At 64.3% G+C, this 26,208-nt stretch carries 25 protein-coding genes; 11 read left to right on the top strand and 14 right to left on the bottom strand.

The annotated features are described in order from the left end of the window. Positions 1 to 22: 22 nt before the first annotated feature. The 6 genes from CK219_RS24760 to CK219_RS24735 all read right to left on the bottom strand — a co-directional run bounded on the left by CK219_RS24760 (position 23) and on the right by CK219_RS24735 (position 6,191). Entirely contained in the window at positions 23 to 1,165 is a 1,143-nt protein-coding gene (locus tag CK219_RS24760; protein ID WP_095769230.1) for a Gfo/Idh/MocA family oxidoreductase, read from the bottom strand. A 5-nt stretch (positions 1,166 to 1,170) separates the two neighbouring features. Further along, a complete protein-coding gene (locus CK219_RS24755; protein ID WP_095769229.1) occupies positions 1,171 to 1,923 on the bottom strand; it encodes a sugar phosphate isomerase/epimerase in 753 nt (250 codons plus the stop codon). 22 nt (positions 1,924 to 1,945) lie between these two features. After that, a complete protein-coding gene (gene ugpC / locus CK219_RS24750) occupies positions 1,946 to 3,046 on the bottom strand; it encodes a sn-glycerol-3-phosphate ABC transporter ATP-binding protein UgpC (protein ID WP_095769306.1) in 1,101 nt (366 codons plus the stop codon). 2 nt (positions 3,047 to 3,048) lie between these two features. After that, positions 3,049 to 3,981 (bottom strand): carbohydrate ABC transporter permease, encoded by a 933-nt coding sequence (locus CK219_RS24745; protein WP_176477137.1) that lies wholly within the window; start codon positions 3,979 to 3,981, stop codon positions 3,049 to 3,051. After that, entirely contained in the window at positions 3,974 to 4,867 is an 894-nt protein-coding gene (locus CK219_RS24740) for a sugar ABC transporter permease (RefSeq protein WP_095769228.1), read from the bottom strand. Before CK219_RS24740 ends, CK219_RS24745 begins: the two co-directional genes overlap by 8 nt. 85 nt (positions 4,868 to 4,952) lie before the next feature. Beyond that, the gene (locus CK219_RS24735; protein ID WP_095769227.1) at positions 4,953 to 6,191 is read right to left on the bottom strand and encodes an ABC transporter substrate-binding protein; all 1,239 of its coding nucleotides are present in this window, start codon (positions 6,189 to 6,191) and stop codon (positions 4,953 to 4,955) included. A gap of 384 nt (positions 6,192 to 6,575) precedes the next feature. Between CK219_RS24735 and CK219_RS24730 the strand changes: the two genes are divergently transcribed. Then, on the top strand, positions 6,576 to 7,622 hold the full coding sequence (locus CK219_RS24730) for a LacI family transcriptional regulator (protein ID WP_095769304.1): 1,047 nt from the start codon (positions 6,576 to 6,578) through the stop codon (positions 7,620 to 7,622). A gap of 133 nt (positions 7,623 to 7,755) precedes the next feature. On the opposite strand, the gene gndA is transcribed toward CK219_RS24730, so the two are convergent. The 6 genes from gndA to CK219_RS24700 all read right to left on the bottom strand — a co-directional run bounded on the left by gndA (position 7,756) and on the right by CK219_RS24700 (position 13,886). Continuing rightward, a complete protein-coding gene (gene gndA, locus CK219_RS24725) occupies positions 7,756 to 9,243 on the bottom strand; it encodes an NADP-dependent phosphogluconate dehydrogenase (protein ID WP_280950924.1) in 1,488 nt (495 codons plus the stop codon). 195 nt (positions 9,244 to 9,438) lie between these two features. Continuing rightward, positions 9,439 to 11,067, bottom strand: coding sequence for a copper resistance CopC/CopD family protein (locus tag CK219_RS24720; RefSeq protein WP_245340610.1), 1,629 nt, complete (start codon positions 11,065 to 11,067; stop codon positions 9,439 to 9,441). Between the two features lie 52 nt (positions 11,068 to 11,119). Further along, positions 11,120 to 11,638 (bottom strand): YcnI family protein, encoded by a 519-nt coding sequence (locus CK219_RS24715; protein WP_095769225.1) that lies wholly within the window; start codon positions 11,636 to 11,638, stop codon positions 11,120 to 11,122. A 30-nt stretch (positions 11,639 to 11,668) separates the two neighbouring features. Beyond that, on the bottom strand, positions 11,669 to 12,226 hold the full coding sequence (locus CK219_RS24710) for a copper chaperone PCu(A)C (RefSeq protein WP_095769224.1): 558 nt from the start codon (positions 12,224 to 12,226) through the stop codon (positions 11,669 to 11,671). Between the two features lie 88 nt (positions 12,227 to 12,314). Continuing rightward, a complete protein-coding gene (locus CK219_RS24705; RefSeq protein ID WP_095769223.1) occupies positions 12,315 to 12,662 on the bottom strand; it encodes a hypothetical protein in 348 nt (115 codons plus the stop codon). A 321-nt stretch (positions 12,663 to 12,983) separates the two neighbouring features. Beyond that, entirely contained in the window at positions 12,984 to 13,886 is a 903-nt protein-coding gene (locus CK219_RS24700; protein WP_095769222.1) for a GntR family transcriptional regulator, read from the bottom strand. Between the two features lie 355 nt (positions 13,887 to 14,241). On the opposite strand from CK219_RS24700, the gene CK219_RS24695 reads away from it, so the two are divergent. From CK219_RS24695 to CK219_RS24675, 5 genes are all read left to right on the top strand, one after another. Further along, positions 14,242 to 15,747 carry an altronate dehydratase family protein gene (locus CK219_RS24695; RefSeq protein ID WP_095769221.1) on the top strand — a complete coding sequence of 502 codons (1,506 nt, stop codon included), beginning with the start codon at positions 14,242 to 14,244 and terminating at the stop codon, positions 15,745 to 15,747. A 338-nt stretch (positions 15,748 to 16,085) separates the two neighbouring features. Next, positions 16,086 to 17,081, top strand: a complete 996-nt coding sequence (locus tag CK219_RS24690) for an ABC transporter substrate-binding protein (RefSeq protein ID WP_095769220.1) — start codon at positions 16,086 to 16,088, stop codon at positions 17,079 to 17,081. A 157-nt stretch (positions 17,082 to 17,238) separates the two neighbouring features. Continuing rightward, positions 17,239 to 18,792 carry a sugar ABC transporter ATP-binding protein gene (locus tag CK219_RS24685; RefSeq protein ID WP_095769219.1) on the top strand — a complete coding sequence of 518 codons (1,554 nt, stop codon included), beginning with the start codon at positions 17,239 to 17,241 and terminating at the stop codon, positions 18,790 to 18,792. Beyond that, the gene (locus CK219_RS24680) at positions 18,789 to 19,754 is read left to right on the top strand and encodes an ABC transporter permease (protein WP_095769218.1); all 966 of its coding nucleotides are present in this window, start codon (positions 18,789 to 18,791) and stop codon (positions 19,752 to 19,754) included. Before CK219_RS24685 ends, CK219_RS24680 begins: the two co-directional genes overlap by 4 nt. Before the next feature lie 68 nt (positions 19,755 to 19,822). Beyond that, on the top strand, positions 19,823 to 20,839 hold the full coding sequence (locus CK219_RS24675; RefSeq protein ID WP_095769217.1) for a zinc-binding alcohol dehydrogenase family protein: 1,017 nt from the start codon (positions 19,823 to 19,825) through the stop codon (positions 20,837 to 20,839). Between the two features lie 306 nt (positions 20,840 to 21,145). Here CK219_RS24675 and phnF read toward each other — a convergent pair whose 3' ends face one another. After that, a complete protein-coding gene (gene phnF, locus CK219_RS24670; RefSeq protein ID WP_095769216.1) occupies positions 21,146 to 21,892 on the bottom strand; it encodes a phosphonate metabolism transcriptional regulator PhnF in 747 nt (248 codons plus the stop codon). Between the two features lie 139 nt (positions 21,893 to 22,031). Here phnF and phnG point away from each other — a divergent pair, with 139 nt between their 5' ends. From phnG to CK219_RS24655, 3 genes are read left to right on the top strand one after another with little or no spacing between them, the layout of a single operon-like run. Beyond that, entirely contained in the window at positions 22,032 to 22,493 is a 462-nt protein-coding gene (gene phnG / locus CK219_RS24665) for a phosphonate C-P lyase system protein PhnG (RefSeq protein WP_095769215.1), read from the top strand. Further along, entirely contained in the window at positions 22,493 to 23,104 is a 612-nt protein-coding gene (phnH, locus tag CK219_RS24660) for a phosphonate C-P lyase system protein PhnH (RefSeq protein ID WP_095769214.1), read from the top strand. The genes phnG and phnH overlap by 1 nt, the downstream gene beginning before the upstream one ends. Before the next feature lies 1 nt (position 23,105). Continuing rightward, positions 23,106 to 24,221 carry a carbon-phosphorus lyase complex subunit PhnI gene (locus tag CK219_RS24655; protein WP_095769213.1) on the top strand — a complete coding sequence of 372 codons (1,116 nt, stop codon included), beginning with the start codon at positions 23,106 to 23,108 and terminating at the stop codon, positions 24,219 to 24,221. Positions 24,222 to 24,223: 2 nt separating this feature from the next. Here CK219_RS24655 and CK219_RS24650 read toward each other — a convergent pair whose 3' ends face one another. Further along, positions 24,224 to 24,406, bottom strand: a complete 183-nt coding sequence (locus tag CK219_RS24650; RefSeq protein ID WP_095769212.1) for a hypothetical protein — start codon at positions 24,404 to 24,406, stop codon at positions 24,224 to 24,226. A gap of 59 nt (positions 24,407 to 24,465) precedes the next feature. Here CK219_RS24650 and CK219_RS24645 point away from each other — a divergent pair, with 59 nt between their 5' ends. Both CK219_RS24645 and phnK read left to right on the top strand, forming a co-directional pair. Continuing rightward, positions 24,466 to 25,434, top strand: coding sequence for an alpha-D-ribose 1-methylphosphonate 5-phosphate C-P-lyase PhnJ (locus tag CK219_RS24645; RefSeq protein WP_176477136.1), 969 nt, complete (start codon positions 24,466 to 24,468; stop codon positions 25,432 to 25,434). After that, positions 25,431 to 26,207 carry a phosphonate C-P lyase system protein PhnK gene (gene phnK / locus CK219_RS24640; RefSeq protein ID WP_095769211.1) on the top strand — a complete coding sequence of 259 codons (777 nt, stop codon included), beginning with the start codon at positions 25,431 to 25,433 and terminating at the stop codon, positions 26,205 to 26,207. The genes CK219_RS24645 and phnK overlap by 4 nt, the downstream gene beginning before the upstream one ends. Position 26,208: the final 1 nt, after the last annotated feature.

Genomic DNA, 26,208 nt, shown 5'->3' with positions numbered 1-26,208 from the left:
GAACGGGGAGAGGGGTTGCCACCTACTTTTTCTTCGCCAGCAACGCCTTCGCGTCCTTGACGCCGAGCGCGGCCGGCCGCTCGCAGGTCGTCTGCATGGCGACATATTTGCCGCTTTCGCCCGAGCGCAGGATGCCTGTCATGACATCGACGGCGTGCAGTGCCAGCTCCATCGAGCAGCGGTGCGGCCGCCCTTCGCCAATCGCGATTGCCATGTCGGCAAGGCCGGCGGTGCGATAATTAGCCATCATGCCCTGGCCGTGCATCTCGTTCGGCACGCCGAACGGATGGTTCCACTTGGGCAGCCTCTTCACCGGCTTGGCCGAGTCGGTGAAGCGTACATCGCCGCCGAAGAAATTCGGATCCGGCACGAAGACGGTGCCCAATTCGCCGTAGAGCTCCATCGGCGCGTGGCCATGGCTCCAGACGTCCCAGCTGGTGTTGAGCGTGATCACCGCGCCATTCGCGAATTCGAGCAGCGCATGGATGGTGGTCGGCGTGTTCACCGGGATCTTCTCGCCCGCCCGCGGTTTGGAGCTGATGGTGCGCTCCTTGGCCGGCGTCGTTGCGAAGGCGGCCACCTGCTTCACCGGCCCGATCAGCTGGATCAGGTTGGTGACATAGTATGGCCCGATGTCGAGCACCGGGCCGGCGCCCGGCTGGAAGAAGAAATCCGGGTTGGGGTGCCAGTGCTCCATGCCGTGGCCCATCACATGGCAGGTGCCGCTGGTGATCGCGCCGAGCTTGCCGCTGTCGATGAGATCGCGGACCAGTTGGTGCGCGCCGCCGAGGAAGGTGTCCGGCGCCGAACCGATGCGCAGGCCCTTCTTCTCGGCCCGTTTCTTGAGATCGAGTCCTTCCTCGATCGACAAGACGAACGGCTTTTCCGAATAGACATGCTTGCCGGCATCGAGCACCGCTTTGGAGATTTCGTAGTGCACCGCCGGAACCGTCAGGTTGACGATGATGTCGATCTCGTCGTCCTTGAGCAGGTCGTTGACCGTCTCGGCGCGGAGCTTGAACTCCTTCGCCCGCGCTTTCGCGGCCTCCATGTTGATATCCGCGCAGGCGCGCATCTTGATGCCGCGGAACAGCGGCGCCAGCGAGAAATACGCCTTCGAGATGTTGCCGCAGCCGATGACGCCGATGCCAAGTTTCTCTGCCATTTTGATTACTCCTGCCAGCTCTTGGCTGCTGCGATTGAGCGGCGGGCATAGCGCTCGATGTCATTGGGGTTGTCCTGCTCCATGACGAAATACTGCGCCGCGCTCTTGGCGCGCAACGTCTTGAACAGGCCCGCCCAGTCGATCGTGCCGTGACCGACATCGGACCAGCCGTCCTCGTCCAGCCCCTCGCCCGGCTTCGCCATGTCCTTGACGTGGACGGCAACGATCCGCTTGCCATGCTTCTCGATCCAGGGCAGCGGATCGGCGCCGCCGCGCACCACCCAGGCGACATCCATTTCCCAGCCGATGTCCGGTGCCGCGGACAGGATGTGGTCCTGCGGCAGCGAGCCGTCCGCAAGCGCCTTGAACTCGAAATCATGGTTGTGCCAGGCAAAGCCGTAGCCGGCCTTTTTTGCCACCTCGCCCACCTTGGCGAGGCGCTCGCCGAAGCCGCGCCAGCCGGCGGCGTCGGACGGGCGCTGATCGGGCACCAGATAGGGGCAGATCAGCAGCCTGATGCCGAGCGCGTCGGCGATCTTGCGCACGCCGTCGAAATCGTTCTCCAGCGCCTCGATCGAGAAATGCCCGGTCGGCATCGCAAGCCCGTTCTTGTCGAGCTCGGCGCGAAACGCCTTCGGGTCGTCATAGACACCGCCAAAGCCTTCGACCTGGCTGTAGCCGAGCTCGCCGAGCATTTTCACCACGTTGTTCCATGGTTGAAAATTGCGAGCGCTGTAGAGTTGGAATGACCAGTTCATGTCCTGTCCGTTCTGCTTGGGGTTAAAGGCGGTTGCCGGTCTGGGCATCGAAGAGCGAAGCGCGCATCGGATCGAAGCCGACGGTCACCGCCTCATCATTCCCGGGCGTGCGCTCCGAGGTAACCCGGACGCTGAATTTCTGTTGGGCGAGCTGCAGCCAGACCAGCGTGTCGGAGCCCATCGGTTCCACCACTTCGACTTTGCTGGCCGCCGAGAACGGCCAGCCGGCGCCGCTGTTCAGACTCACATGTTCGGGCCTGATGCCGAACACGGCCGGTCCGGGTTCCGGCTGCCGATCGAAACCATAGGTACTGAGTGGAATCTTCAGACCATCGGCGAGAAAATGCCAGCCGCCATCCGCGTTTTCCAAATGGCCGTCGACAAAGTTCATCGCCGGCGAGCCGAGGAAGCCGGCGACGAAGCGGTTGACCGGACGGTTGTAGATGGTCTGCGGCGCGTCGAGCTGCTGGATGACGCCGCCCTTCATCACCGCGATGCGGTCGGCGAGCGTCATTGCCTCGATCTGATCGTGGGTGACGTAGATCATGGTGTTTTCGAGCTTGCGGTGCAGCAGCTTGATCTCGACGCGCAGTTCCGCCCGCAGCTTGGCATCGAGATTGGAGAGCGGCTCGTCGAACAGGAAGACGTCGACGTCGCGCACCAGTGCCCGCCCGATCGCCACGCGCTGGCGCTGGCCGCCGGAGAGCGCCGAGGGCTTGCGCTGCAACAGCGGCTCGATCTGCAGGATCTCGGCGGCGCGTGCGATGCGCTTGGCGATCTCGTCCTTGGCCAGGCCGGCAACGCGCAGACCGAAGGACAGGTTCTTCTCGACCGTCATCTGCGGATAGAGCGCGTAGGACTGGAACACCATGCCGATGCCGCGGTCCTTAGGCTCCTCCCAGGTGACGTTCTTGCCCTTGATGAAGATGCGGCCTTCCGAAATGTCGAGCAGGCCGGCGATGCAGTTGAGCAAGGTGGATTTGCCGCAGCCGGACGGTCCCAGAAGCACGATGAACTCGCCCTCGGCGACGTCGAGATTGAGCGTTTTCAGCACCGACATCACACCGAAATTGAGCGACAGGTCCTGGATCGAAACGCTGGGATTGGCGATTGCCGCTGCCATCATCATCCTTTCACTGCGCCGGCCGCGATGCCGCGCACGAAGAGCTTGCCGGAAATGAAATAGACGATGAGCGGAACGAGTCCGGTGAGGATCGTCGCGGCCATGTTGACGTTGTATTCCTTCACGCCCTGCACCGAATTGACGATGTTGTTGAGCTGCACCGTCATCGGGTAGGTGTCGGGGCGCGTGTAGACGACGCCGAACAGGAAGTCGTTCCAGATGCCGGTGACCTGCAGGATGATGGCGACGACGAAGATCGGCAGCGACATCGGCAGCATGATGCGCAGATAGATGCCCCAGAAGCCGGCGCCGTCGACGCGCGCCGCGCGGAACAGTTCCTCCGGCATCGACGTGAAATAGTTGCGGAACAAGAGCGTCAGGATCGGCATGCCGAAGATCGAATGCACGATCACAAGGCCGGTCAGCGTGCCGTATATGCCGATCTCGCGCAGGATGATGACGATCGGGTAGATCATCACCTGGTAGGGGATGAAGGCGCCGACGATCAGGATGATGAAGAAGGTGTCGGCGCCCTTGAAGCGCCAGTTGGCCAAGGCATAGCCGTTCACCGAGGCGATCGCGATCGACAGCAGCACCGACGGCACGGTGATGCGCACCGAGTTCCAGAAACCGCGCGAGAGCCCGTCGCAGTTGAGGCCGGTGCAGGCAGTCGCCCAGGCTTTCACCCAGGGTTCGAAGGTGATTTCCACCGGCGGCGAGAAGATGTTGCCGAGGCGGATTTCCGGCATGCCCTTCAGCGACGTGACGATCATCACGTAGAGCGGCAAAAGGTAATAGAGCGCCACGACGATCAGCGTGCCGTAGAGGAAGATGTTGCGGCGCGAGAGCGCATGCCGCGGCTTCGCGCCGGCAGGCCCGGCTTCGTCGCGCCGAAGGACGATCGCATCGGACGGAGAGGCAGCGACATCAACCACGCCGGCGGCCTCCGAATTCGAGATAGGCCCATGGCACGATGACGATCATCACCGAGAGCAGCATCATGGTCGAGGCGGCGAAACCCTGGCCGAGATTCTGGGCGAAGAACATGTAGTCGTAGACGTATTTTGCCGGCACTTCGGAGGCGATGCCCGGCCCGCCGCTGGTCTGCGCCACGACGAGATCATAGACCTTGACGATGCCGGCGGCGATGATGACCAGCGTGGTGATGAAGACCGGCCGCATCATCGGGATGACGATGAACAGGTAGGTCTTCCACATCGGGATGCCGTCCACCCGCGCCGCCTTCCATATGTCTTCGTCGATGCCGCGCAGGCCGGCAAGCATCAGGCACATGATCAGCCCCGTGCCCTGCCAGAGCGCGGCGATGGAAATGCCGTAGATGACGATGCTGGAATTATAAAGCGGGTCGAAGCTGAAGCTCGTCCAGCCAAGGTCGCGCACGACGCGCTGGATGCCGAAATCCGGGTTGAGCAGCCATTGCCAGACCAGCCCGGTGACGATGAAGGAGAGCGCGAAGGGATAGAGGAAGATGGTGCGGAACGTATCCTCGAAGCGGATCTTCTGGTCGAGGAGCGCCGCCAGGACGAAGCCGATCACCAGCGAGAACACCAGCGAGATCACGCCGTAGATCAGGAGGTTCTCGATCGAGATCAGCCAGCGCGGCGTCGCCCACAACCGATAATACTGGTCGAGGCCGACGAAGTTGAGCCGTGGCAGCAGCTTCGAATTGGTGAAGGAGTAGAGAACCGTCCACGCCGTGCCGCCGACGAACACCACAAGCGCGGTGAGCACCATCGGAATCGATGCGATCTTCGCATTGAGGTTACGGAAAAGCTGGTTGGGACGTTCGCTATTGCTCATCTCGACAGCCGGGCTGGGGCAATGAGGACATCATGCTCCCGACCCCCGTTAGGCAGGGACCGGGAGCTGGCGGGGCGCCGGTAGATCAATCGGCCGAAGCGATGATGGCGGCGAAGCGCTTCTGCGCCTCTTCGACCGTCATGTCCGGCTTGGCGAAGAACTCGGAGAACAGGTCCTCCTTCTGCTTCTGGCTGTCCTGCGAAAGCAGTTGGTCCGTCCACGGCATGACGGCGCCCTTGGCGAGGATGGCGAGGCCCTTCTTCATGCAGTCGTTCGCCGCGTTGAGGTCGACGTCGCCACGCACCGGCAGCGAGCCCTTCTTGAGGTTGAAGGCGACCTGGGTCTTCGGATCGAGCAAGGTCTCGGCGAGCACCGCCTGCGCCTTCGTCTTTGCCTCATCCTTGAGCAGCGGGAAGTAGAAGGCATCGCCGCCCGTGGCAATGACTTCGTTCAGGCCGAGGCCGGGCAGGCAGGTATAGTCCTTGCCGGCCGTCTTGCCGGCAACCTGGAACTCGCCCTGCGCCCAGTCGCCCATGATCTGGCCGGCAGCCTTGCCGGTGATGACCAGATTGGTGGCCTGGTTCCAGTCCTGCACATTGGTGTTCTTGGCCATCTTGCGGGCGTCGTCCGCCGCCTTGAACACCTTGGCGATCTCCGGGCCTGCCGCGAAGGCGGCATCCTTGTCCTTATAGACCTTGAGGAACGTGTCGGTGCCCCCGGTCGCGGCCATCAGCACGTCGAAGGCGCCCGAGGCTTGCCAGGCCTGTCCGCCGACCGCGAGCGGAATGATGCCCGCCTTTTCGAGCGCCGGCGCATCCGCCACGAATTCATTCCAGTCCTTGGGCACAGGCAGGCCGGCCTTCTGGAAGGCCTCGTTGGACAGCCACAGCCACTGCCAGGAATGGATATTGACCGGCACGCAATAGATCTTGCCGTCGATGGTGCAACTATCGAGCAGGCTCTTCGGCCGCACGATCTCCGTCCACTTGTCCTTGGTGGCGATATCGGTGAGGTCGCGCATCAGCCCGGCCTGCACCAGTTCCTCGGCCTGGCGGCCGTGGTTGAACTGGGTGGCGCCCATTGGATCGCCGCCGGTGATGCGGCTGATCATGATCGGCCGCGCCGTGCCGCCGGAGCCTGCAATGGCGCCGTCGACCCAGTGGTTGCCCGTCGCGTCGAATGCCTTGGCAAGCTCGGCCACCGCTGCCGCCTCGCCGCCGGAAGTCCACCAATGGGTGACTTCCAGGTCGGTCGCGGCCGCCGGACCGGCGAAATTGAGCGCAACTGTCGCGGCAAAGGCGGCAGTCAGGAATTTGTATCGCATTTCGGCTCCTCCCAGAATCTGAAACGTTACAGATTTTCGATACGGCAAATGATCCGCCTAGGCAACCCCTCGCCTTGAGGCCGGCCAAGATTTTTTCGCGACGCGAACAAAATCTTTCTCCCGAGGCGGCAATGTCGGTGTCGGATCAGTCGATTGGTGCCAAAAGCAGGCCCAGACCGATATTTCTTTGTGATTCCAGCGACTTTCGGCTCCTCTCCGCATCCACGATGCCGACGGCGCGACCTTGCCGGTTGATCACGAAGATTGGCAATCTGTAACGTTTCAGTATATTGAGCCGAGCCGCAAACTGAAGGTCGCGCAAATGTCACCGCCGCACGATTGCCGGTCGGCCCCGCGACTGCTATGCGCCTGACGGGCGGGACGATGGATAGACGGATAACGAAGAAGGGCGACGACGACACGTCGGGCAAGGAACGGCCGACGCTGAAGACGCTTGCCTTCATGACCGGGCTGGGCGTCACGACAGTCTCGCGCGCGCTGAAGGATGCGCCCGAGATCGGCGCCGAGACCAGGCGTCGCGTCCAGCTCGTCGCCAAGCAGATCGGCTACCGCCCCAACCGCGCCGGCGTACGTTTGCGGACCGGCAAGACCAACGTGATATCGCTTGTGCTGAACACCGAGCACGAGCTCATGAGCTTCGTCTCGGACATCATCTACGGCGTCACCGAGGTGATCGCCGACACGCCCTACCATCTGATCGTCACGCCCTATTCGCGCTCGCAGGATCCGCTGGACCCGGTGCGCTATCTGGTCGAGACGGGCTCGGCCGACGGCGTCATCATCTCGCGCACCCAGCCCAACGATCCACGGGCGCGCTATATGCTGGAGCGCGGCATTCCCTTCGCCACGCATGGTCGCACCGACATGGGGCTGGTGCATCCCTATCACGACTTCGATAATTATGCCTTTGCCGGCGAAGCCGTCCGCTACCTCGCCGGCAGGGGCCGCAACCGGCTTGCCCTGGTGACGCCTCCGGTCGGCCTCACCTATCACGGCCATACGGTCGCCGGCTTTGCCGATGCGCTGAGCGAGGTGGGTGCCAGCGAGGTGCCGTTCAACACCGTGTCCATCGACCAGTCGATCGAGCAGATCAGGATGCGGACCGCGCAATTGATGCGGCGCAAGGACCGTCCGGACGGCTTCGTCAGCAGCGCCGCCGCCGCCACGCTCGCCATCGTGGCCGGCATAGAGGACGCCGGGCTGAAGCTCGGCCGCGACGTCGACGTGGTGTCGAAACAATCGTCGGAACTGCTGCATCTGTTCCGGCGGGAGCTGCTTGTCGTCAACGAGAACTTCCGGCTCGCCGGCTCCGAGCTCGCCCGCGCCGTGCTCGGCTGGATCGGTGGCGCCGATCCAGGCACGCTGCAATCGCTCAGCACGCCGAGCGAGGTTTTGCCCTATCGCGGCTGACTGGCGCGACTTGAGGGGCAGGTCAGGCCGAGTCGAAAATGGTGGCTTCCGAGAACCGGAGCGGAGCTTACTTAAAGTACGTGAGCACCGGAAGCGCAGGAAGCCGCCATTTGCAGGCCGGCCTCACCTGGCCCTAGGCGGCCCCACTCCCCCATGGGCCATGAAACGACCCCTCTTCCCCGATGCGCTCGAAGCCGTGCGCGCCGAAGAAGTCGCGCTGCGCCTGGATCAGGTTTGAGGTGCCGCGTCCCTGGCGGTAGCTGTCGAAATAGGCGAGCGCCGACGACAGCGCCGGCACCGGCGAGCCGGCTTCGGAAGCGCGCGCCACGATGCGCCTGAGCGACGGATGCGCCTCCTTCATCATGGCGATGAAGGCCGGCGCCATCATCAGGTTGGTGGAAGCGCCGCCCGAACCGAACGCCTCGGCCATCGTGTCCAGCATCTGCGAGCGGATGATGCAGCCGGCGCGCCAGATCTTGGCGATGGTCGGCATCGGCAGGTTCCAGTTGAATTCCTTGGAGGCGCCGGTCATCACCGCAAAGCCTTGGGCGTAAGCCGCGATCTTGCCGGCGAACAAGGCCAGCTCCAGATCCTTGAGCAGCGCGGCCTTGTCGCCGGAGATCCTTTCGACGCCGATATTGCCATAGGCCTTTTCCGCCGCGTACCGCTCGTCCTTGAGCGACGACAGCACGCGCGCCGCGACCGCCGCCTCGATCGCCGTCGCCGGAATGCCGAGCTGCTGCGCCTCGATGACCGACCATTTGCCGGTGCCCTTCTGCCCGGCGCGATCGAGGATGATGTCGACCACCGGCTTGCCGGTCTTGGGATCGTCGGCGGCGAGAACTTTTGCGGTGATCTCGATCAGGTAAGAGTTGAGCCGGCCCTTGTTCCATTCTTCGAAGACCTTGCCGATCTCCTTGGGCGCCATGCCGAGGCCGTCGCGCAATATGCCGTAGATCTCGGCGATCATCTGCATGTCGGCATATTCGATGCCGTTGTGGATGGTCTTGACGAAATGGCCGGCGCCGTCATGTCCGAGCCAGGCGGCGCAAGGCTCGTCCTTGAACTTGGCGGAGATCGCGGTCAGCACCTTTTCAACGCGCTTCCAGGACTCTTCGGTGCCGCCGACCATGATCGAGGGGCCGTGCCGCGCGCCCTCCTCGCCGCCCGACACGCCCATGCCGATGAAGGTCAGGCCCGAGCCGGACAGCTCCGAGAAGCGGCGCATCGTGTCGCGGAAATTGGCGTTGCCGGCATCGATGACGATGTCGTTGTGAGAGAGCACACCGCGCAGGGCCGCGATCTGCTCGTCGACCGGCTTGCCGGCCAGCACCATGATGATGATCGGCCGCGGGGGCCGGATCGCGGCGGCGAGCTCCTCCAGGCTGTAGCAGGGAACGACCATGTCCTTCAGCGAACCGGCACTCTCGACAAAGGCGTCGGTGCGCGATGCCGTGCGGTTGAAGACGGCGATGCGGTGCCCGTGCTCGGCGATGTTGAGCGCCAGGTTGGAACCCATCGTGCCAAGGCCGATCAGGCCGATTTCGGCTTTTTCCATCGTTTCTTCCCTGCGTTCGGATGCTTGTTGTGGGTTGCGTCCTGGAGAACGCCTTTCCCAGATGAATGACGGGCCTTGGCGGCTGCGTCAACCGTCTCGCCGAATTGTGTCGAGATCGGTGAGACCGAGGGTGAAGACTGAGGGCGAATGGTGAATGGTGAATAGTGAAATGGACAGGCGAACGCCGTCGCGACGCGGAAACGAAAATCGCCTGCTATTCACCATTCACCATTCACTATTCACCATTCACTCTCAATTTCACTCTGCGCGAATATTAATTGGCGCCTCGATCTTCACCACCTCGAAGTCCGAAACGAGGATATCGAGCCGGGCGTCCCAGCGGCCCGGCAGCGGGATGACGAGGTTGTCGATACGCCAGGTGCCGTCGCCGGATTTTCTCGCCGGCCGCTTGATCGGCTCGATGCCGGAATCCGGCTTCGACAGCACCAGCGTCACCTCCTTGGCGTCGAGCGGCCCGAATTCGCCGGTCATGATCATCATCGAAGCGGCAACCTCGCCGGCATGGCCCGGCGTGATGCCGAGATCGGCCATCGCCTTCAGCGTGTGGATGTGGATCGAAACCGGTTGCGCGGCGGCGATCGCCAACGCGCGTGGCGGCGGGGTGAAGCGCCAGCCGGCGGCGACGCCGAAAATGGCGAGCGCGATCAGCATCTCGATGCCGATCGAGCGCACCATCCGCCGCTGCACCTCGGTGTCGCCGGCCACGGCGGGCGCTGTCAACGTCCAGCGGTTGATGGAGGCCAACGTGAACAGGAAGAGCAGCAGGGTGAGCTTGAGCAGCAGCAGCCGGCCATAAGCGGTATGGATCAGCGCGGCCGGCTGCTGCAGCTGGATGATCGCCAGTACGATGCCGCTGGCGGCAAGGACAGCCACGACCGGCAGGATCGCGCGCGAGAAGCGCCGCAGAAAGACCTTCGCTTGCGCCGGCTGCTGCCGCAGCGCGAGGCCGAGCGGCGCCAGCGCACCCGCCCAGAAGGCGATCGCGGTGCCGTGCAGGAATACCAGCGGCCGCGTCAGCCATTGCGGCTCGGCGGCGCTGGCGTGACCGCTCGCGGCAAGGGCCGCGCCAACACCGAGCAGTGCTACGGACGCCGCCAGCTTGCGCAAGCCCGACGGTCCGGCAAGAGAAAGCAAAGCCAAGCCGAGCGCGATCAGGCCGAGCAGCACCGTCCAGACGAAGCTCGTCTCGAGCGCGGTCTTCCAGACAGCCGGTGTCGCAAACCGGGCGAGCGGCGCGCCGAGCGCATCCAGCCCCTGCAGGCCGAGCGAAAGCGGCGCTCCGACGAGACCGATAAGAAGCGCCGCGATGACGAAGCGTCGGCCGCGGCGCCGGTCCTCGGCGAGCCAGGCAAGTGCGAACGCGCCGCCGATGCCGAGAAAAAGTCCGGCATAGAGAAACAGCTTGCCGAGCCAGATCGCTGCCCGCAGCGTCCAGTCGACGGCCTCACCCGCCACTGGTGCCGCGCTTGGCGCGCCCATGGAAAACAGCGCCGAGCCGCCGACCGGATGACCATCGACCGAAACGACTCGCCAACTCAGCACATGCGTGCCGGATTTGAGCGCTTCGGGATTGTCGATCTCGACGGTCTGGTCCTTGAGGCGGAAGGATGTCAGCGCAAGCTGTGAGCCGTCCGGCCGCACAAGCGTCAGCACCAGCGGCGAGACGGGCTCGCTGAAGGTCAGCGAGAATTTGCCGGGACTTTGCGTCAGCACGGCGCCGTCAGCCGGGTCGGTCGCGACCAGCGCGGCATGCGCCAAAGCGCGGCCGGGCACGACGAGCAGCGCCATCGTCACGAGCATTGCCGCCAGCCAGACAAGCGAGCCGGCAAGCATGCAGTTCATCGAGGAAGGCAGTGCTGCGTTCATGCCGTCATAACTGGAAATGTTGGCGCATCCCGAGGGAGCGCGCCAACAGAGATCATTTCTTCGGCAGCAATTTGATGCCGGGCGCTGGCGTTTCCAAGGCGTCCTCGTCCTGGCCGGCCGCCGGGATCTCGATCCAGCGCTCGGCGGCATCGCCGCATTCCTGCACCACCGGGAAATAGAGCATCTGGCCGGCCGGCAGATCGGCCGCCAGCGAGGCGCGGAAGACGAATTCGTCATAGAATTCGTCCGGTAGATTGCCGCCGCTCCAGTCGACTTCCTTCACGCCGGTGGTCAAGGCCTCGCCATAGAGCTGGTAGGATTTCTCGTATTTGCCCTTCTTGACCTGCAGCGTCCAGCCGGGCTTGGGCATCGGCTTCACCGCGATGACGCCTTCGGGGATCTGCACACGCACCGCGGTCGTTGCCTTGCCCTCGCAGCCATGCGGCACGCGCAAGACGGCCTTGTAGGTCGAGCCGACGGCCGCTTCCTGCGTTTCGAGCGTGATGTGGGCGAGCGCGGCGTTGGTCCCGAGCGCGCAAAGCGCGCCCGCCGCCAAAATATACTTTTTCATGAATTGTGCCTCTGATTTCGAATTGGCGGATTACTCGGCGTGATCCATGTCGCCCATATCGCCACTGCCCGTCTCGCCGATGCCTTCGACGGCGAACTCGACGGTGACGCTGCCCGCCTTCTCGAAGGTCAGCGTCGCGGGGAATTTCTCGCCCTGCTTCGGCTGCCGCTTCAGGCCGGTGAACATCAGGTGATAAGCGCCCGGCTTCAGCGCGACCTTGCCGCCGGCCGGGATCTCCAGCCCGCCCTCGACCGGCCGCATGGTCATGACGCCGTCCTTGACGCCCATCTCATGCAGTTCGGCCTTTTCGGAGATGTCGGAGGAGATCGACAGCAGCCGGTCCGGCGCGCTGCCCTTGTTGATCACGGTGAAATAGCCGCCGCCCACCTTGGCGCCCGGCGGCGTCGCCCGCGACCAGGGATGCTCGATCTCGAGATCGCCGACCTTGAACTCATGCGCCAAGGCGGCGGGAATGCAGGCCAAGAGAAAGAAAAGGCTGAGCACGGCAAGGCCAACGCGCAGCGGGAGGTGAAACGGCGGCGCGCCGCGAAGGGCGAAGGCTTGCGCCTTGGGAAGAAGATTGGACATGGTTGCTCCATGAGTACGGGATCGCGCCGCAATGCGGCCGCGAACAGTCTGATCTTTGGATGAACAGGCCTGCGGAAGGTTCCGCGGATCAGACCATCGCCGGCGGCGCGCGCGGATTGGCCGGAGAGCGGTCGCGGGCGAAATCCTGGTGCCGGAAGGCCGGAAGCTGGAAGGCGACGGCCTCGAAAAGCTGGGGCCTGGCCAGGGCGCCGGCCTCCGGCGGCGGCAGATGCGCCGCCGAAACCATGTTGCAGCCGAGCGAGCAGCAGGCCGGCAGATGTTGTTGGTGGGAATCGCCGCCGGGGAGTTTTACAGCGCCTTCATGCGTGCAGATGACGTTGCCGAAGGCGTCGACCTGCGAAGGCGCGCCGAAGGCGAAAGCGCCGAGAGAGGACTGAAGCAATAGAAGCAGCGCCGCGACGAACGCGGCCGGCATGCTCCATCGTCTCAGCCGGATATCCAACGCAAAGCCTCTCCCGGAAACGCGTCGACGGTAGCACGGGGAATGCGCGCGGGAAATCGGCAAAACCGCGCTGCGGCAACGCGGCGCGACGCGCTTGTTTTTATGCATGTCGTTGTCCCAAAACCGCTGCACGCTTCTGGACGACATGCGTGAGGGTCTGTCGAGATTCAGGTCAGGCCGAGCCGAGAATGGTGGCTTCCGAGAACCGGAGCGGAGCGTACTTAAGGTACGTGAGCACCGGAAGCGCAGGAAGCCGCCCTTCGCAGGCCGGCATCACCTGAATCTCGACAGACCCTAGGCGGGCTGCATCTGCCGCCCTTCGGGAATTGAGGTCAGCAGCGTCTGGCGCGCCGACTTCAGGTGCTTGCGACAGGCGGCGTCCACCTTGCCGGGATCGCGCGATTTCAGCGCCGCGATATAGGCGAGATGCTCCTGGATAGCGACCTCGTTGCGCTGGCGCTCCTCAGCCTTGTTCCACTGATAGTGGTAATGGAAGATCATCGCGATGACATCGTAAAAGTCGACGATGAAGCGATTGTGCGAGGCGCGGTGGATCAGCCGGTGGAAGCGCTCGTCGAGCTCGGAGAATTCGTTGAAGCGCGTGGCGATCTCGCTGGCGAGCTGGCGATGCTCGAGCTCCAGCCGGTCAAGATCGGCCCATACGGCGCTATCTTCCGGCAGCGCGGCGAAAGCCGCCGCCGAACGCAGCTCGAAAATCTCGCGGATCTCGGTCAGCTCCAGCGCGAAGGCGCGTGTGAAACCCTTCAGCACCCAGTGGCTGTTGCGCCGCTTCTCGATCAGCCCGAAGCGCGAGAAGCGGATCAGGAATTCGCGCACGCTGGTGGTGCCGACGCCGATCTCGCGCGCCAGCTCCAGCTCGTTGATCTGCATGCCGGCTTCGGCGCCTCCCGCAAGCAGACGCCGCATGAAAGAGCGCTCGATGATCTCGGCCAGCGAGTCGGTCTCCTCCTCGGGGAAGAAGTCCTCGGACCGCGGCGCCCTGAGCACGGTCTTATTACGCTTGTTCCAGTCGATAAGCCCGGTTTCTTCCATGCGCGCAAGGATGCTGCGCACCGTGGTGCGGCTGACGCCGAGCAGCGTGCCGAGCTCAGGCTCCGACGGCAGGCTCTTGGTCTCGTCGAGCAACCTGAGGCAGCGGTTGAAGGCGTCCTTGTAGACATTGTTGCTTTTCGACATGCCCCGTATCCCCCAACGCTTGCGGCGGCCTGCCGGAAACGCGATATGATCGGTGTTCCTAGAGCAGTTCAGCGTTTCTCGGAATCGCCGAACTGCGCTAAATCTTTGTTTCTGCGCAATTCCGGACGGAAAGCCGCTACGCCCTTTTCCTGGAATTGCTCTGGCGCAAGCCTCCGAAAAGCGGAACGCTTTTCGCCGGCTTGCCAAACGGGCGGCGCGGGCGTCCAAAAGACGAGCGCCAACCGAGCGAAAAAACAATTGACGCAAAATTGTTTTTTCCCGATAAAAGACATTACCTTTAAACGGGCGCAAGTCAATCCGCCCGCATTCCCAGGATCACCCAGGACAGCCGCCCGTGAACGTTGCAAACACCATCCTTCTCTCACCCTCCGATAATGTCGCCGTTGCCAACGGGCGCATCGAGATTGGAACGCCATTGCCGGGCGGCGCAACCGCGACTGCCGTGATCGAGCCGGGCCACAAGGTGGCGATCAAGCCGATCCCAGCGGGCGAAGCGGTTGTGAAATACGCCCAGGCGATCGGCCGCGCCACGCAAGACATCGCGCCCGGCGAGCATGTTCATTCGCACAATCTGGTTTTCGAGAGCGGCCGCTTGCCGGTGGTGCCGCCGAGCGAGGCCGAGCACGCCACCGAGGCCGACCGCAAGCGTACCTTCATGGGCTACCGCCGCGCCGATGGGCGCTCCGGCACGCGCAACTTCATCGGCATCATCGCCAGCGTCAATTGCTCGTCGACCGTCTGCCACGCCATTGCGGACGAAGCCAACCGCACACTTCTGCCGAAATATCCCGGCATCGACGGCTTCGTGCCGATCGTGCACGGCCAGGGCTGCGGCATGAGCGCCACCGGCGACGGCATGATGGTTCTGCACCGCACTTTAGCCGGCTATGCGCGCCATCCGAATTTCGGCGGCGTGCTGATGGTGGGCCTGGGCTGCGAGGTCAACCAACTCACGCTTTACGGCCAGAAGGGCGTGGCCGCGGGAAAGCGGCATTTCAACATCCAGGAAGCCGGCGGCTCGCGCAAATCGGTCGAGCGCGCGATGGGCGTTCTGGCCGAGATCGCCGAGGAAGTGGGCCAGCTGCAGCGTGAGCCGATCCCGGTCTCGGAGATCGTTGTCGGGCTGCAATGCGGCGGCTCGGACGGCATGTCCGGCATCACGGCAAATCCGGCATTGGGCGCCGCCGTCGATATCCTGGCAGACTGCGGCGGCATCGGCATCTTGTCGGAGACGACCGAGATCTACGGCGCCGAGCATCTGCTGGCCTACCGCGCCGCCTCGCCCGAGATCGCCGCCAAGCTTGACGGCTTTGTGAAGTGGTGGGAGGACCATACCGCCAAGCACGGCGCCTCGATCGACAACAATCCCTCGCCCGGCAACAAGCGCGGCGGCCTGACCACGATCCTCGAGAAATCGCTGGGCGCGGTCGCCAAGGGCGGCCAGACGCCGCTCAACGGCGTCTTCGGCTATGCCGAGAAAGTCTCGGGCCGCGGCCTGGTGTTCATGGACACGCCCGGCTACGACCCGGTCTCGGCCACCGGCCAGGTCGCCGGCGGCGCCAATGTCATCGTCTTCACCACCGGCCGCGGCTCCTGCTTTGGCTGCCGGCCGACGCCGTCGATCAAGGTCGCCACCAATTCGACCATGTATCACCAGATGGAAGAGGACATGGACGTCAATTGCGGGGTTATCGCCTCGGGCGAGAAGACCATCGCCGGCATGGGCCGCGAGATCTTCGAGCTGATCATCGAGACGGCGTCCGGCCGCAAGACCAAGAGCGAGGCGTTCGGCTACGGCGACAACGAATTCGTGCCGTGGCATCTCGGCGCGACGCTTTAATCAAAGGCCGTTATCGCGTCGGAAGCGCCCCCGACAACAGGAGGCGACCTTCACAACCGTGCAGGCTTTTCTATGGAATGAATATTCCATATTGACAGAAATATGAAATTATTGTTCCATGCCGATAAGGAGGAACGGGAGCATCCGAGCACTGCCCAGGGACGAGCCGAACGGACCCTAGCCCGCATCGCGCACGGCAGCAGACATCGCTTGCATCGGTCACGGCAATGCTCTATCAAAAAACGGTATCTGTTTTTTATTGATAAAGTTCTGTTTGGGCCGCGCCTATCCAGATGGAGCTTCCGCAACCTTCACCAGGCGACTTAGGGAGGAACCTAATGAAATTCGTGACCAGCCTTCTCAACCGCCGCGCCTTCGTGGCCTTGGCCGCCGCTTCGATGCTCGCCGGCGCGATGCATTCCGCGCCCGCCTCGGCGGCCGACGTGACCATTCCGATCATCGTCAAGGATACCACATCCTTCTACTGGCAGATCGTTCTGGCCGGCGCCCGCAAGGCCGGCAAGGATCTCGGCGTCAACGTGCCGGAACTCGGCGCCCAGGCCGAAACCGACGTCAACGGCCAGATCTCGATCCTGGAAAACGCCGTCGCCAGCAACCCGGCGGCCGTCGTCATCTCGCCGACCGAGTTCAAGGCGCTCGGCAAGCCGATCGACGAGGCTGCCTCCAAGGTCAAGGTCATCGGCATCGACTCCGGCGCCGATTCCAAGGCCTTCACCTCCTTCCTGACCACCGACAACGTGCAGGGCGGCCGCGTCGCCGCTGACGGCCTCGCCGCCGCAATCGGCGCCGCCAACGGCGGCAAGGTGGAAGGCAAAGTCGCGCTGATCACGGCACTTCCCGGCGCCGGCTCGCTCGAGCAGCGCAAGCAAGGCTTCATCGAACAGATCAAGGCCAAGTATCCGGGCCTCGAGCTTGTCGCCGACAAATATGCCGACGGCCAGGCCACCACCGGCCTCAACATCGCGACCGACCTGATCACCGCCAATCCGGACCTCAAGGGCATCTTCGCCTCGAACCTGATCATGGCGCAGGGCGTCGGCCAGGCGATCGCCGAAAACAATCTCGGCGGCAAGGTGGCGCTGATCGGCTTCGACAGCGACGAAAAGCTGATCAAGTTCCTCAATGACGGCGTCATCTCGGGCCTGGTCGTCCAGGATCCGTACCGGATGGGCTATGACGGCATCAAGACCGCCTTGGCCGCCTCGAAGGGCGAGAAGGTCGAGGCCAATGTCGACACCGGCGCGAACCTCGTCACCAAAGACAACATGAAGGATCCCAAGATCGACGCGCTGCTCAACCCGAAGCTCAAGTGAGCAGCATCGCGACAGTCGTTTCCGGGGCCTCGCGCCCCGGAAACATCCATCGGGGCGATTTGGAAATTCGCCGGCCCGATTTAGGCTCCGCCTTCAAGATGCGCGCCAGACGCATCGCCGCGTACCCAATGGTTGAGGCCAATCTGGGAGGATTGTCATGACGTCGACGGCGCAGGAATTGCATCCGGCCCCCATGCTGGAACCGGGCAGGACGATCCTCGAGCTCAACGGCCTGGAAAAGCGCTACCCCGGCACGCATGCGCTGAAGCCTGTGCATCTTGCCTTCAAGGCAGGCGAGATCCACGCGATCGTCGGCGAGAACGGCGCCGGCAAGTCGACCCTGATAAAACTCCTGACCGGCGTCATGCCGCGCACTTCCGGCGAGGTGATCTGGGAAGGCAAGCCGACCGCCTTGGCCACGCCGCATGAGGCGATGGCGCTGGGCATCAACGCCGTCCACCAGGAGGTGGTGCTGTGCCGCCATCTCACCGTCGCCGCCAACATGTTCCTCGGCGAGGAGGAGTCACGCTTCGGCCTGCTGCAGCAGCGCGCCATGGTGAAGGACGCGCAGAAGATCATTGACGGGCTGGGCTTCGACTTGCCGGCGCATGTCATGCTCGGCGATCTCACCATCGGCCAGCAGCAGCTGATCGCCGCGGCGCGGGCCACCGTGCGCGGCACCAAATTCCTGATTTTCGACGAGCCTACCGCTTATCTCACCCGCAAGGAGGCCGACCAGCTCTTCAAGCTGATCCGCCGGCTCAAAGGCGAAGGCGTCACCATCATCTATATCAGCCACCGCATGGAGGAAGTGTTCGAGCTCGCCGACCGCGTTTCCGTGCTGCGCGACGGCACTCTGGTCGGCACCCGCAACATCGCCAAGACCGACGAGCCCGAACTGGTCAAGCTGATGATCAACCGCTCGATCGAGCAGATCTACCACAAGGAACATTTCACCCCCGGCGCCACGATTGTCGAGACGAGGAACCTTTCGGGCAAAGGCTTCGAGAATGTCTCGGTGACCGTCCGCGCCGGCGAGATCGTCGGCCTCTACGGCCTGATCGGCGCCGGGCGCAGCGAGTTCGTCACCACGCTTTACGGCCGCCACAGGAAGTCGGCCGGCCAGATTCTCTGGCAAGGCAAGGAGGTCCAGGTCAACTCCGAGCACGATGCGATCCGGCTCGGCATGGCGCTGGCGCCGGAAAGCCGCCGCGACCAGGGTCTGTGCCTCAATTTGCCGGTCGGCATCAACCTCAACCTGCCTATCTACAAGCGCATCTCCAGCAATTTTCTGATCTCCGGCGCCAAGGAGAAGGCCGAGGCCGACCGCCAGATCGCCGACCTGCGCATCAAGACGCCGACGCGCCATGCGCTCGCCTCCAGCCTGTCGGGCGGCAACCAGCAGAAGATCGTCATCGGCAAATGGCTGGCGCATGGCGCCAAGCTGTTCATCTTCGACGAGCCGACGGTGGGCGTCGACGTCGGCACCAAGGCCGAGATCTACCGCCTGTTCTCGACGCTCTTGTCCAAGGGCGCCGGCATCATCCTGATCTCGTCCTATCTGCCGGAAGTCTATGAGCTTGCAGACACGCTGCACGTGTTCCGGCGCGGCAAGCTGGTCGCGACCCACGGTTTCCGCACCGCCAGCCACGAGGACATTTTGGGTCAGGCACTGGCCGAGAAACAAGAAAAGTCGGGAGGACAAAAATGAGCACCGAGGCGATCCCCGCCGAAAAACCCAAGCGCAATTTCAACGCCCTGTTCGGCCTGACGCTGCTTGGCCTTTTGCTCCTGATGTGGATCGTGCTGGCCGTCGCCACGCCGTCCTTCGCCACGACGCTCAACATCACCAACCTTCTGCGTCAGGGATCGCTGATCGCCATCCTCGCCGTCGGCCAGACCTTCGTCATCATCACCGGCGGCATCGATCTGTCGGTCGGCGCGGTGGTCGGCTTCACCACCGTCATTGTCGCGCTTTTGATCAACGCCGGCTGGCCGATCTGGGCCGCGGTGCTGATCACGCTGCTGGTGGGCGTCGCCATCGGCCTCTTCCACGGCTTCGGCATCGTCAAGATGGGCCTGCCGCCCTTCATCATCACCTTGGCCACCATGACCTCGCTGCGCGGCATCGGCCTCCTGATGACGAACGGCAACTCGATCTCGATCAACAGCGACTCGTTCCAGGCTTTCTCGCGCGGCTCGCTCGCGGGCATTCCCTACCTGTTCTGGATGGTGATCCTGGTCGCCATCCCGTCCTACGTCTTCCTGCACCACACGCGCTGGGGCCGCTACCTGTTCTCGGTCGGCTCCAATGCGGAGGCCGCGCGTCTGTCCGGCGTCAACGTGCCGCGCACCATCTTCATGGCCTACGTCCTGTCCGGCCTGCTTGCCGCCATCGTCGGCGTGCTCTTGGCCTCGCGCATCGGCATCGGCAATCCGACGCAGGGCGACACCTATGAGCTTCAGGCCATCGCCTCGTCGGTGATCGGCGGCACGTCGCTGTTCGGCGCCATCGGCTCCGTGCATGGACCGCTGATCGGTTCCTTCATCCTTTCGACGATCAACAACGGCGCCAACCTGCTCAACGTCAACACCTTCTGGCAGCGCGTCATCACCGGCCTGCTGATCATCGTCATCGTCTACTTCGACGGCCTGCGTCGTCGCGGCAAATGACTCCTACGTGAAACTAACGCGCCGGCCCCGCTCGAGCGGTGCCGGCGCTCTTTGCCTGGATTTGCGATATGAAAGCCGTTGTCTGCCGTTCGCCCGGCGAGCTTGTCCTCGAAGACCGCGCCGGGCCCGGCGCACCGCCGCCCGGCTGGGCGCGCGTTGCGGTCAGCCATGTCGGCATCTGCGGAACCGACTACCACATCTTCGAAGGCAAGCACCCGTTTCTGGCCTATCCGCGCATCATGGGCCATGAGGTTGCCGGCACGATCGTCGAGAAGGGCGAAGGTGTCGATCTCGCCGTCGGCGAGCCGGTCGTCATCAATCCCTATCTTTCATGCGGCAAATGCATTGCCTGCCGGCGCGGCAAGCCTAACTGCTGCGTGAAGATCGAGGTGCTGGGCGTCCATCGCGACGGCGCCATGTGCGACGAAATTTTGGTGCCGGCGCAGAACCTCTACCCGACGAACGGCCTGTCGCTGGCCGACGCCGCGGCGGTCGAATTCCTGGCCATCGGCGCGCATGCCGTGCGCCGATCGCTCGGGCTGCCCGGCCAGCGCACGCTGGTCATCGGCGCCGGCCCGATCGGCCTCGGCACGGCGATCTTCGCGCGCATCGCCGGGCTGAATGTCAGCCTGCTCGACATGAGCGCCGAACGTCTCGGATTCGCCGAGAAGCAGCTCGGCTTTGCACCGCTGGACAGCTCGAAGGCGCCGGCTGCCGAGCTGGTCCAACAGGCAACAGCCGGCGAAGGGTTCGACCTCGTGTTCGACGCGACCGGCAACACCCAGTCCGTGCAGTCGGCCTTCGCCCATGTCGCACATGGCGGCACGCTGGTGCTGGTCAGCGTCGTCAAGGACGACATCACCTTCTCCGACCCCGAATTCCACAAGCGCGAGATGATGCTGATCGGCAGCCGCAACGCACTGAAGGCCGATTTCGACCATGTCGCAGATTCGATCCGCAACGGCGCCGTGCCGTTGAACAAGCTCGTCACCCATCGCACCACGCTCGCCGGAACGCCGCGCGACCTTGCCCGATGGACGCACGAGAAGTCAGGACTGATCAAGGCGGTTATAGAGGTCGGGTGAGACGCCGGTTCGCCCGACACAAAAACTCCGTGGGTGACAGCACTGGATTTGGCAGAGCATGCCTTGCGATTAGCCGAAACCTCTGTCACATCGTCATCCACGGGCGGAGCAAGGAGCGTAGCGACGCAGCGCAGACCCGAGGATCCATTCCGTGACGCCAACGCGTTGCAACGATCCAGAATTCTGCTCCGCTGCGCTCTACGGTCGAGGTTACGGAATGGATCCTCGGGTCTGCGCTCCGCTTCGCGTCGCTACGCCCGTGGATGACGACCTCTGGGTTTATCGCCTTCGGTGACGACGCGGAAACTAATCGCCGGCCGACAACTTCAGCTCCACCCGCTCCGCGGGAAAGCGCGATTCCGCGAACTGGATCGGCTCACCGTCGAGCGTGACGTTGACGGCGACGGTGACCAGCACAATCGCGCCGGGCTGCAGATCGAGTGCTGCAAGGTCGTCGGCATCGGCGTGGCGCGCCGACAGCACGGTCGAATGCCGCAGATAATCGTTGATGCCGAAGCGCTTCAGTGAGGCGGTGATCGATCCCGTCTCCGCCATTGCCGCCTCGATTCCGGCGAAGCGCTTGGCATCGAACCAGGTCGTCGCGCGCGACACCGCATGACCGTCGGCCTCGCCGCGCGTCTCCAGGCGGATGACGGCAGCGCCTTTGGCGATGCCCAGCGCCTCGGCGATGCGCCGGCCGGCCGGCTCGGTGGATGACGATAGCAGCGCGATATGCCGCTCGCTCGTCTGCCCCTGCAGCCCGGTCGAGAAGCGCGTCCGCGCGCCGATCGGATAGGACAGCCGCTTGCGCGACAACACGAAGGTGCCGCGTCCCTGCTCGGCCCTCAGCACGCCTTCCTGCACCAGTGCTGCAATGGCGCTGCGCACCGTGTGGCGGTTGACGCCATAGCGCTCGGCCAGCGCGACTTCAGGCGGCAGCGCGGCATTCTCGGCGAAATCGCCGCTCGCAATCCCCTGCAGGATCCTGTCGGCGATCTGCCGCCATAGCGATACGCCGTTGCGCCTTTCGATGCTGCTTGCCAGCCCGGTCATTTCCCCGCCCCCAACGTCATCACCCTAAACTTTTGCACCCGTTGTCATCCACTCGTCATGGACTCCCGATACCAAGTGAGTATAATTTGTATAGTTGTCTATATCAATAGACAAATTTCTCTATGCGAGGAGCGATGCCATGCGAGGACAGGAAGCGCGCGAGCAGGCCGGGCGGAAAGCCTTGATGGCGACGCTGGCGCATGCCGCGGCCGACGAGATCGCCCGCCTGTGGAACGAGTCGGGCCTGCCCTCCGAAGCCGAGCTTTTGCGCGGCCCCGAAACCGGACTGGTGACGGTGCGCGGGCGGATCGGCGGCGGTGGCGCACCGTTCAATGTCGGCGAAGCGACGGTCACCCGCGCCACGGTGCGTCTGCCCTCCGGCCAGGTCGGCCACTCCTATGCGCTCGGCCGCGACAAGGGACAAGCCAAGCTAGCGGCGATCGCCGACGCGCTGTGGCAGGACCCGGCGCACCGCGAAGCGGTCGAGACAAGGCTCGCCGCGCCCTTGCGCGCGGCGCTTGCTGCGGCGCGCGAGACAAAGCGCGTCGAAACGGCGGCCACGAAAGTGGATTTCTTCACCATGGTGCGCGGAGAGGACTGATGGATATCGCCACGCAATCGATCGACGGCGGCTTCGCAGAGCCGGTCTTCAACGCCCAGGCGGTGTTCCGCGCCATCATGGACGCGATGGCCCGCCCCGGCACCGTCCAGCCGCTGCCGCAGCGAGCCCGCCCGCCGGCGCCGCTGTCGGCGACGGCCGGCGCCGTGGCGCTCTCGCTCTGCGACAACGACACGCCGGTCTGGCTCGACCAGCCGCTGCAGGCGGAAGCCGCGGTCAAGGCCTGGCTCGGCTTCCACACCGGCGCGCCCTCGGCAAACACGCCGGCCGACGCACATTTCGCCCTGATCGTCAATCCGAAGGAGATGGCGGCGCTCGATGGTTTTGCGCAAGGCACGCAAGAATATCCCGACCGCTCGACGACGCTGATCCTCTTGGTCGACGATCTTGCCTCGGGCCCGTCGCTGCTGCTCGAAGGTCCGGGGATCGAAAAGACGTCGATGATCGCGCCTCCCGGCATGCCGCGCCATTTCGTCGAGCAGTGGAAGCAGAACACCCAGCGTTTCCCGCGCGGCGTCGACATCATCCTGGCGGCGCCCGGCAGCCTCGCCTGCCTGCCGCGCACCACCCGCATCAAGACGATGGAGGCATGACATGTATGTCGCGGTGAAAGGCGGCGAAGCCACCATTGCCAATGCGCATCGCCTGCTTGCCGACCGCCGCCGCGGCGACCGCTCGGTACCGGCGCTGCGCCTCGACCAGATTGTCGAGCAGCTGGCGCTCGGCGTCGACCGGGTGATGAGCGAAGGCTCGCTCTATGATCGCGAGCTCGCGGCTCTCGCCGTTACCCAGGCGCGCGGCGATATGATCGAGGCGATCTTTCTGGTGCGCGCCTACCGCACCACGCTGCCGCGCTTCGGCTACACCAATCCGGTCGACACCGGCGCCATGCAGGTCGAGCGTCGTGTCTCGGCCACCTACAAGGACCTGCCGGGCGGCCAGGTGCTCGGCCCGACCTTCGATTATACGCACCGCCTGCTCGATCCCGAGCTTGCCGCCGGCGCCGAGGTCGAGATGCCAGCGCAGCGTCCGGCCGAGCCGGAGGCCATGCCGCGCGTTTCGGCGATCCTCGCCCATGAAGGCCTGATCGAGGCCGATGGCGAGATGCCGCTTGACCACGTGCCCGGCGACATCACGCGCGAGCCGCTGCAATTCCCGATGGCGCGCGACATCCGCCTGCAGGCGTTGTCGCGCGGCGACGAAGGTTTTCTGCTGGCGCTCGGCTATTCGACGCAGCGCGGCTACGCCCGCAACCATCCCTTTGTCGGCGAGATACGCATTGGCGAGGTAGAGCTGGAGCTGGACGTGCCGGAGTTGCCCTTCGCCGTGCCGCTCGGCTCCATCCGCGTCACCGAATGCCAGATGGTCAACCAGTTCAAGGGCTCGGCCAAGGCGCCGCCGCAGTTCACGCGCGGCTACGGCCTGGTCTTCGGCCAGAGCGAGCGCAAGGCGATGGCGATGGCGCTGTGCGACCGGGCGCTACGCGCCGGCGAGCTCGGCGAGGATGTCGTTGCCGCCGCGCAGGACGAGGAATTCGTCATCTCGCATTCCGACAATGTCCAGGCCACCGGTTTCGTCGAGCATCTGAAGCTGCCGCATTATGTCGACTTCCAGGCCGAGCTCGGCCTGGTTCGCCGCATGCGCGCCGAATACGAAGCGCGGGAAAACGAGGACAAGGCCGCCGAGGAGAAGCGCGAGGCGGCGGAATGACTTCAGTGTCCGATACCGGAATGCCCGCCGCCGTCGAAGCCGCCAGTATAGTCGCCGCCACCGAAGGACTCGCCGGACGGAGGTTCCCTTGGCGCGGGGAGAACCATTTTCCGCAGCGCAAAGGTCGCGAAGCCGGCGAACACCAGCAGCAGCACGCCAAGATGCAACCAACCGGTAGAGTCCATTCGGGCGTCCTTCCGCGTCTTGGGCGCCAATTTCATAGCAGAGAGCGGACGTGATCGCCATGACCGACATCGCCACCTACAACTTCGCCTATCTCGACGAACAGACCAAAAGGATGATCCGCCGCGCCATCCTGAAGGGCATCGCCATTCCCGGCTACCAGGTGCCTTTCGCCTCGCGCGAGATGCCGATGCCTTATGGCTGGGGCACCGGGGGCGTCCAGGTCACCGCCTCGATCATTGGCCCCGACGACGTGCTGAAGGTCATCGACCAAGGCGCTGACGACACCACCAACGCCGTCTCGATCCGCGCTTTCTTCAGGAAAGTCGCCAATGTCGCTGTCACCACCGACACGGCAACCGCCACCATCATCCAGACCCGGCACCGCATCCCCGAGCATCCGCTGACCGCGGGCCAGGTGCTGGTCTTCCAGGTGCCGATCCCAGAGCCGCTGCGCTTCCTCGAGCCGCGCGAGACCGAGACGCGCAAGATGCACGCGCTGGAGGAATACGGCCTCATGCATGTGAAGCTCTATGAGGACATTGCCAGGCACGGCCGCATCGCCACCACCTACGCCTATCCGGTCAAGGTCGAGGGCCGCTACGTGATGGATCCTTCGCCGACGCCGAAATTCGACAATCCGAAGATGCACCGCTCGCCCGCCTTGCAATTGTTCGGCGCCGGCCGCGAGAAACGCATCTATGCGGTGCCGCCCTTCACCGACGTCGTCAGCCTCGACTTCGAGGACCATCCCTTCGAGGTGCAGGCCTTCGACCAGCCCTGCGCGCTCTGCGGCGCCGGGAATGTCTATCTCGACGAGGTCATCCTCGACGACCATGGCGGCCACATGTTCGTCTGCTCCGATACCGACCATTGCGAGAAGCGCCGCGCCGACTCTACCTCCCCCTCGTGGGGAGGTCGCGCCGAAGGCGCCGGTGGGGAAAACGGCCAATCTTCTCTTTCTTCAATCCCCACCCCGGCGCTGCGCGCCGATCCTCCCCACAAGGGGGAGGGTAAGGAGGCCGAATGACCGACGAACCGCTGCTCCGCGTCTCGGCGCTGTCCAAATTCTACGGCTCGCGCATCGGCTGCGAGAACGTCACCTTCGATCTGTGGCCAGGCGAGGTGCTGGCGGTGGTTGGCGAGTCCGGCTCCGGCAAGACGACGCTGCTCAACTGCCTGTCGACCCGCCTGCTGCCCTCTTCCGGCACGGCCAGCTACCGCATGCGCGATGGCCAATGGCGCGAGCTCTACCGCATGAGCGAGGCCGAGCGCCGCTTCCTGATGCGCACCGACTGGGGCTTCGTCCACCAGAACCCGGCGGACGGGCTGCGCATGACGGTGTCGGCCGGCGCCAATGTCGGCGAGCGGTTGATGGCGGTCGGCGACCGTCACTACGGCAAAATCCGCGCCACCGCCGTCGACTGGCTGTCCCGCGTCGAGATCGACGAGGACCGCATCGACGACGAGCCGCGCGCCTTTTCCGGCGGCATGCGCCAGCGCCTGCAGATCGCCCGCAACCTGGTGACCGGGCCGCGGCTGGTGTTCATGGACGAGCCGACCGGCGGCCTCGACGTCTCGGTGCAGGCGCGCCTGCTCGACCTGTTGCGCGGGCTGGTCACCGACCTCGGCCTGGCCGCGATCGTCGTCACCCACGACCTCGCCGTGGCGCGGCTTCTGTCGCAGCGCATGATGGTGATGAAGGACGGCCGCGTCGTCGAAAGCGGCCTCACCGACCGCGTGCTCGACGATCCGCGCGCGCCTTATACCCAGCTTCTCGTTTCTTCCATCCTGCAGGTGTGAT

Source organism: Mesorhizobium sp. WSM4313, assembly GCF_002294725.1.
In the GTDB taxonomy this organism is placed as follows: domain Bacteria; phylum Pseudomonadota; class Alphaproteobacteria; order Rhizobiales; family Rhizobiaceae; genus Mesorhizobium.
Note: the sequence above shows the minus strand (reverse complement) of the source record. Positions and strands in the feature narration are given on the sequence as shown.

Bases quoted from the DNA above. Each gene is read 5' to 3' on its own strand.
- CK219_RS24680 (WP_095769218.1), top strand. From the start codon at position 18,789: ATGAGCACCGAGGCGATCCCCGCCGAAAAACCCAAGCGCAATTTCAAC.
- CK219_RS24760 (WP_095769230.1), bottom strand. From the start codon at position 1,165: ATGGCAGAGAAACTTGGCATCGGCGTCATCGGCTGCGGCAACATCTCG.
- phnK (WP_095769211.1), top strand. From the start codon at position 25,431: ATGACCGACGAACCGCTGCTCCGCGTCTCGGCGCTGTCCAAATTCTAC.
- CK219_RS24730 (WP_095769304.1), top strand. From the start codon at position 6,576: ATGGATAGACGGATAACGAAGAAGGGCGACGACGACACGTCGGGCAAG.
- CK219_RS24710 (WP_095769224.1), bottom strand. From the start codon at position 12,226: ATGTCCAATCTTCTTCCCAAGGCGCAAGCCTTCGCCCTTCGCGGCGCG.
- phnG (WP_095769215.1), top strand. From the start codon at position 22,032: ATGCGAGGACAGGAAGCGCGCGAGCAGGCCGGGCGGAAAGCCTTGATG.
- CK219_RS24645 (WP_176477136.1), top strand. From the start codon at position 24,466: ATGACCGACATCGCCACCTACAACTTCGCCTATCTCGACGAACAGACC.
- CK219_RS24650 (WP_095769212.1), bottom strand. From the start codon at position 24,406: ATGGACTCTACCGGTTGGTTGCATCTTGGCGTGCTGCTGCTGGTGTTC.
- CK219_RS24735 (WP_095769227.1), bottom strand. From the start codon at position 6,191: ATGCGATACAAATTCCTGACTGCCGCCTTTGCCGCGACAGTTGCGCTC.
- CK219_RS24705 (WP_095769223.1), bottom strand. From the start codon at position 12,662: ATGCCGGCCGCGTTCGTCGCGGCGCTGCTTCTATTGCTTCAGTCCTCT.
- CK219_RS24720 (WP_245340610.1), bottom strand. From the start codon at position 11,067: ATGAACGCAGCACTGCCTTCCTCGATGAACTGCATGCTTGCCGGCTCG.
- CK219_RS24690 (WP_095769220.1), top strand. From the start codon at position 16,086: ATGAAATTCGTGACCAGCCTTCTCAACCGCCGCGCCTTCGTGGCCTTG.
- CK219_RS24655 (WP_095769213.1), top strand. From the start codon at position 23,106: ATGTATGTCGCGGTGAAAGGCGGCGAAGCCACCATTGCCAATGCGCAT.
- CK219_RS24715 (WP_095769225.1), bottom strand. From the start codon at position 11,638: ATGAAAAAGTATATTTTGGCGGCGGGCGCGCTTTGCGCGCTCGGGACC.
- CK219_RS24755 (WP_095769229.1), bottom strand. From the start codon at position 1,923: ATGAACTGGTCATTCCAACTCTACAGCGCTCGCAATTTTCAACCATGG.
- CK219_RS24685 (WP_095769219.1), top strand. From the start codon at position 17,239: ATGACGTCGACGGCGCAGGAATTGCATCCGGCCCCCATGCTGGAACCG.
- phnF (WP_095769216.1), bottom strand. From the start codon at position 21,892: ATGACCGGGCTGGCAAGCAGCATCGAAAGGCGCAACGGCGTATCGCTA.
- CK219_RS24675 (WP_095769217.1), top strand. From the start codon at position 19,823: ATGAAAGCCGTTGTCTGCCGTTCGCCCGGCGAGCTTGTCCTCGAAGAC.
- CK219_RS24700 (WP_095769222.1), bottom strand. From the start codon at position 13,886: ATGTCGAAAAGCAACAATGTCTACAAGGACGCCTTCAACCGCTGCCTC.
- ugpC (WP_095769306.1), bottom strand. From the start codon at position 3,046: ATGGCAGCGGCAATCGCCAATCCCAGCGTTTCGATCCAGGACCTGTCG.
- CK219_RS24740 (WP_095769228.1), bottom strand. From the start codon at position 4,867: ATGAGCAATAGCGAACGTCCCAACCAGCTTTTCCGTAACCTCAATGCG.
- phnH (WP_095769214.1), top strand. From the start codon at position 22,493: ATGGATATCGCCACGCAATCGATCGACGGCGGCTTCGCAGAGCCGGTC.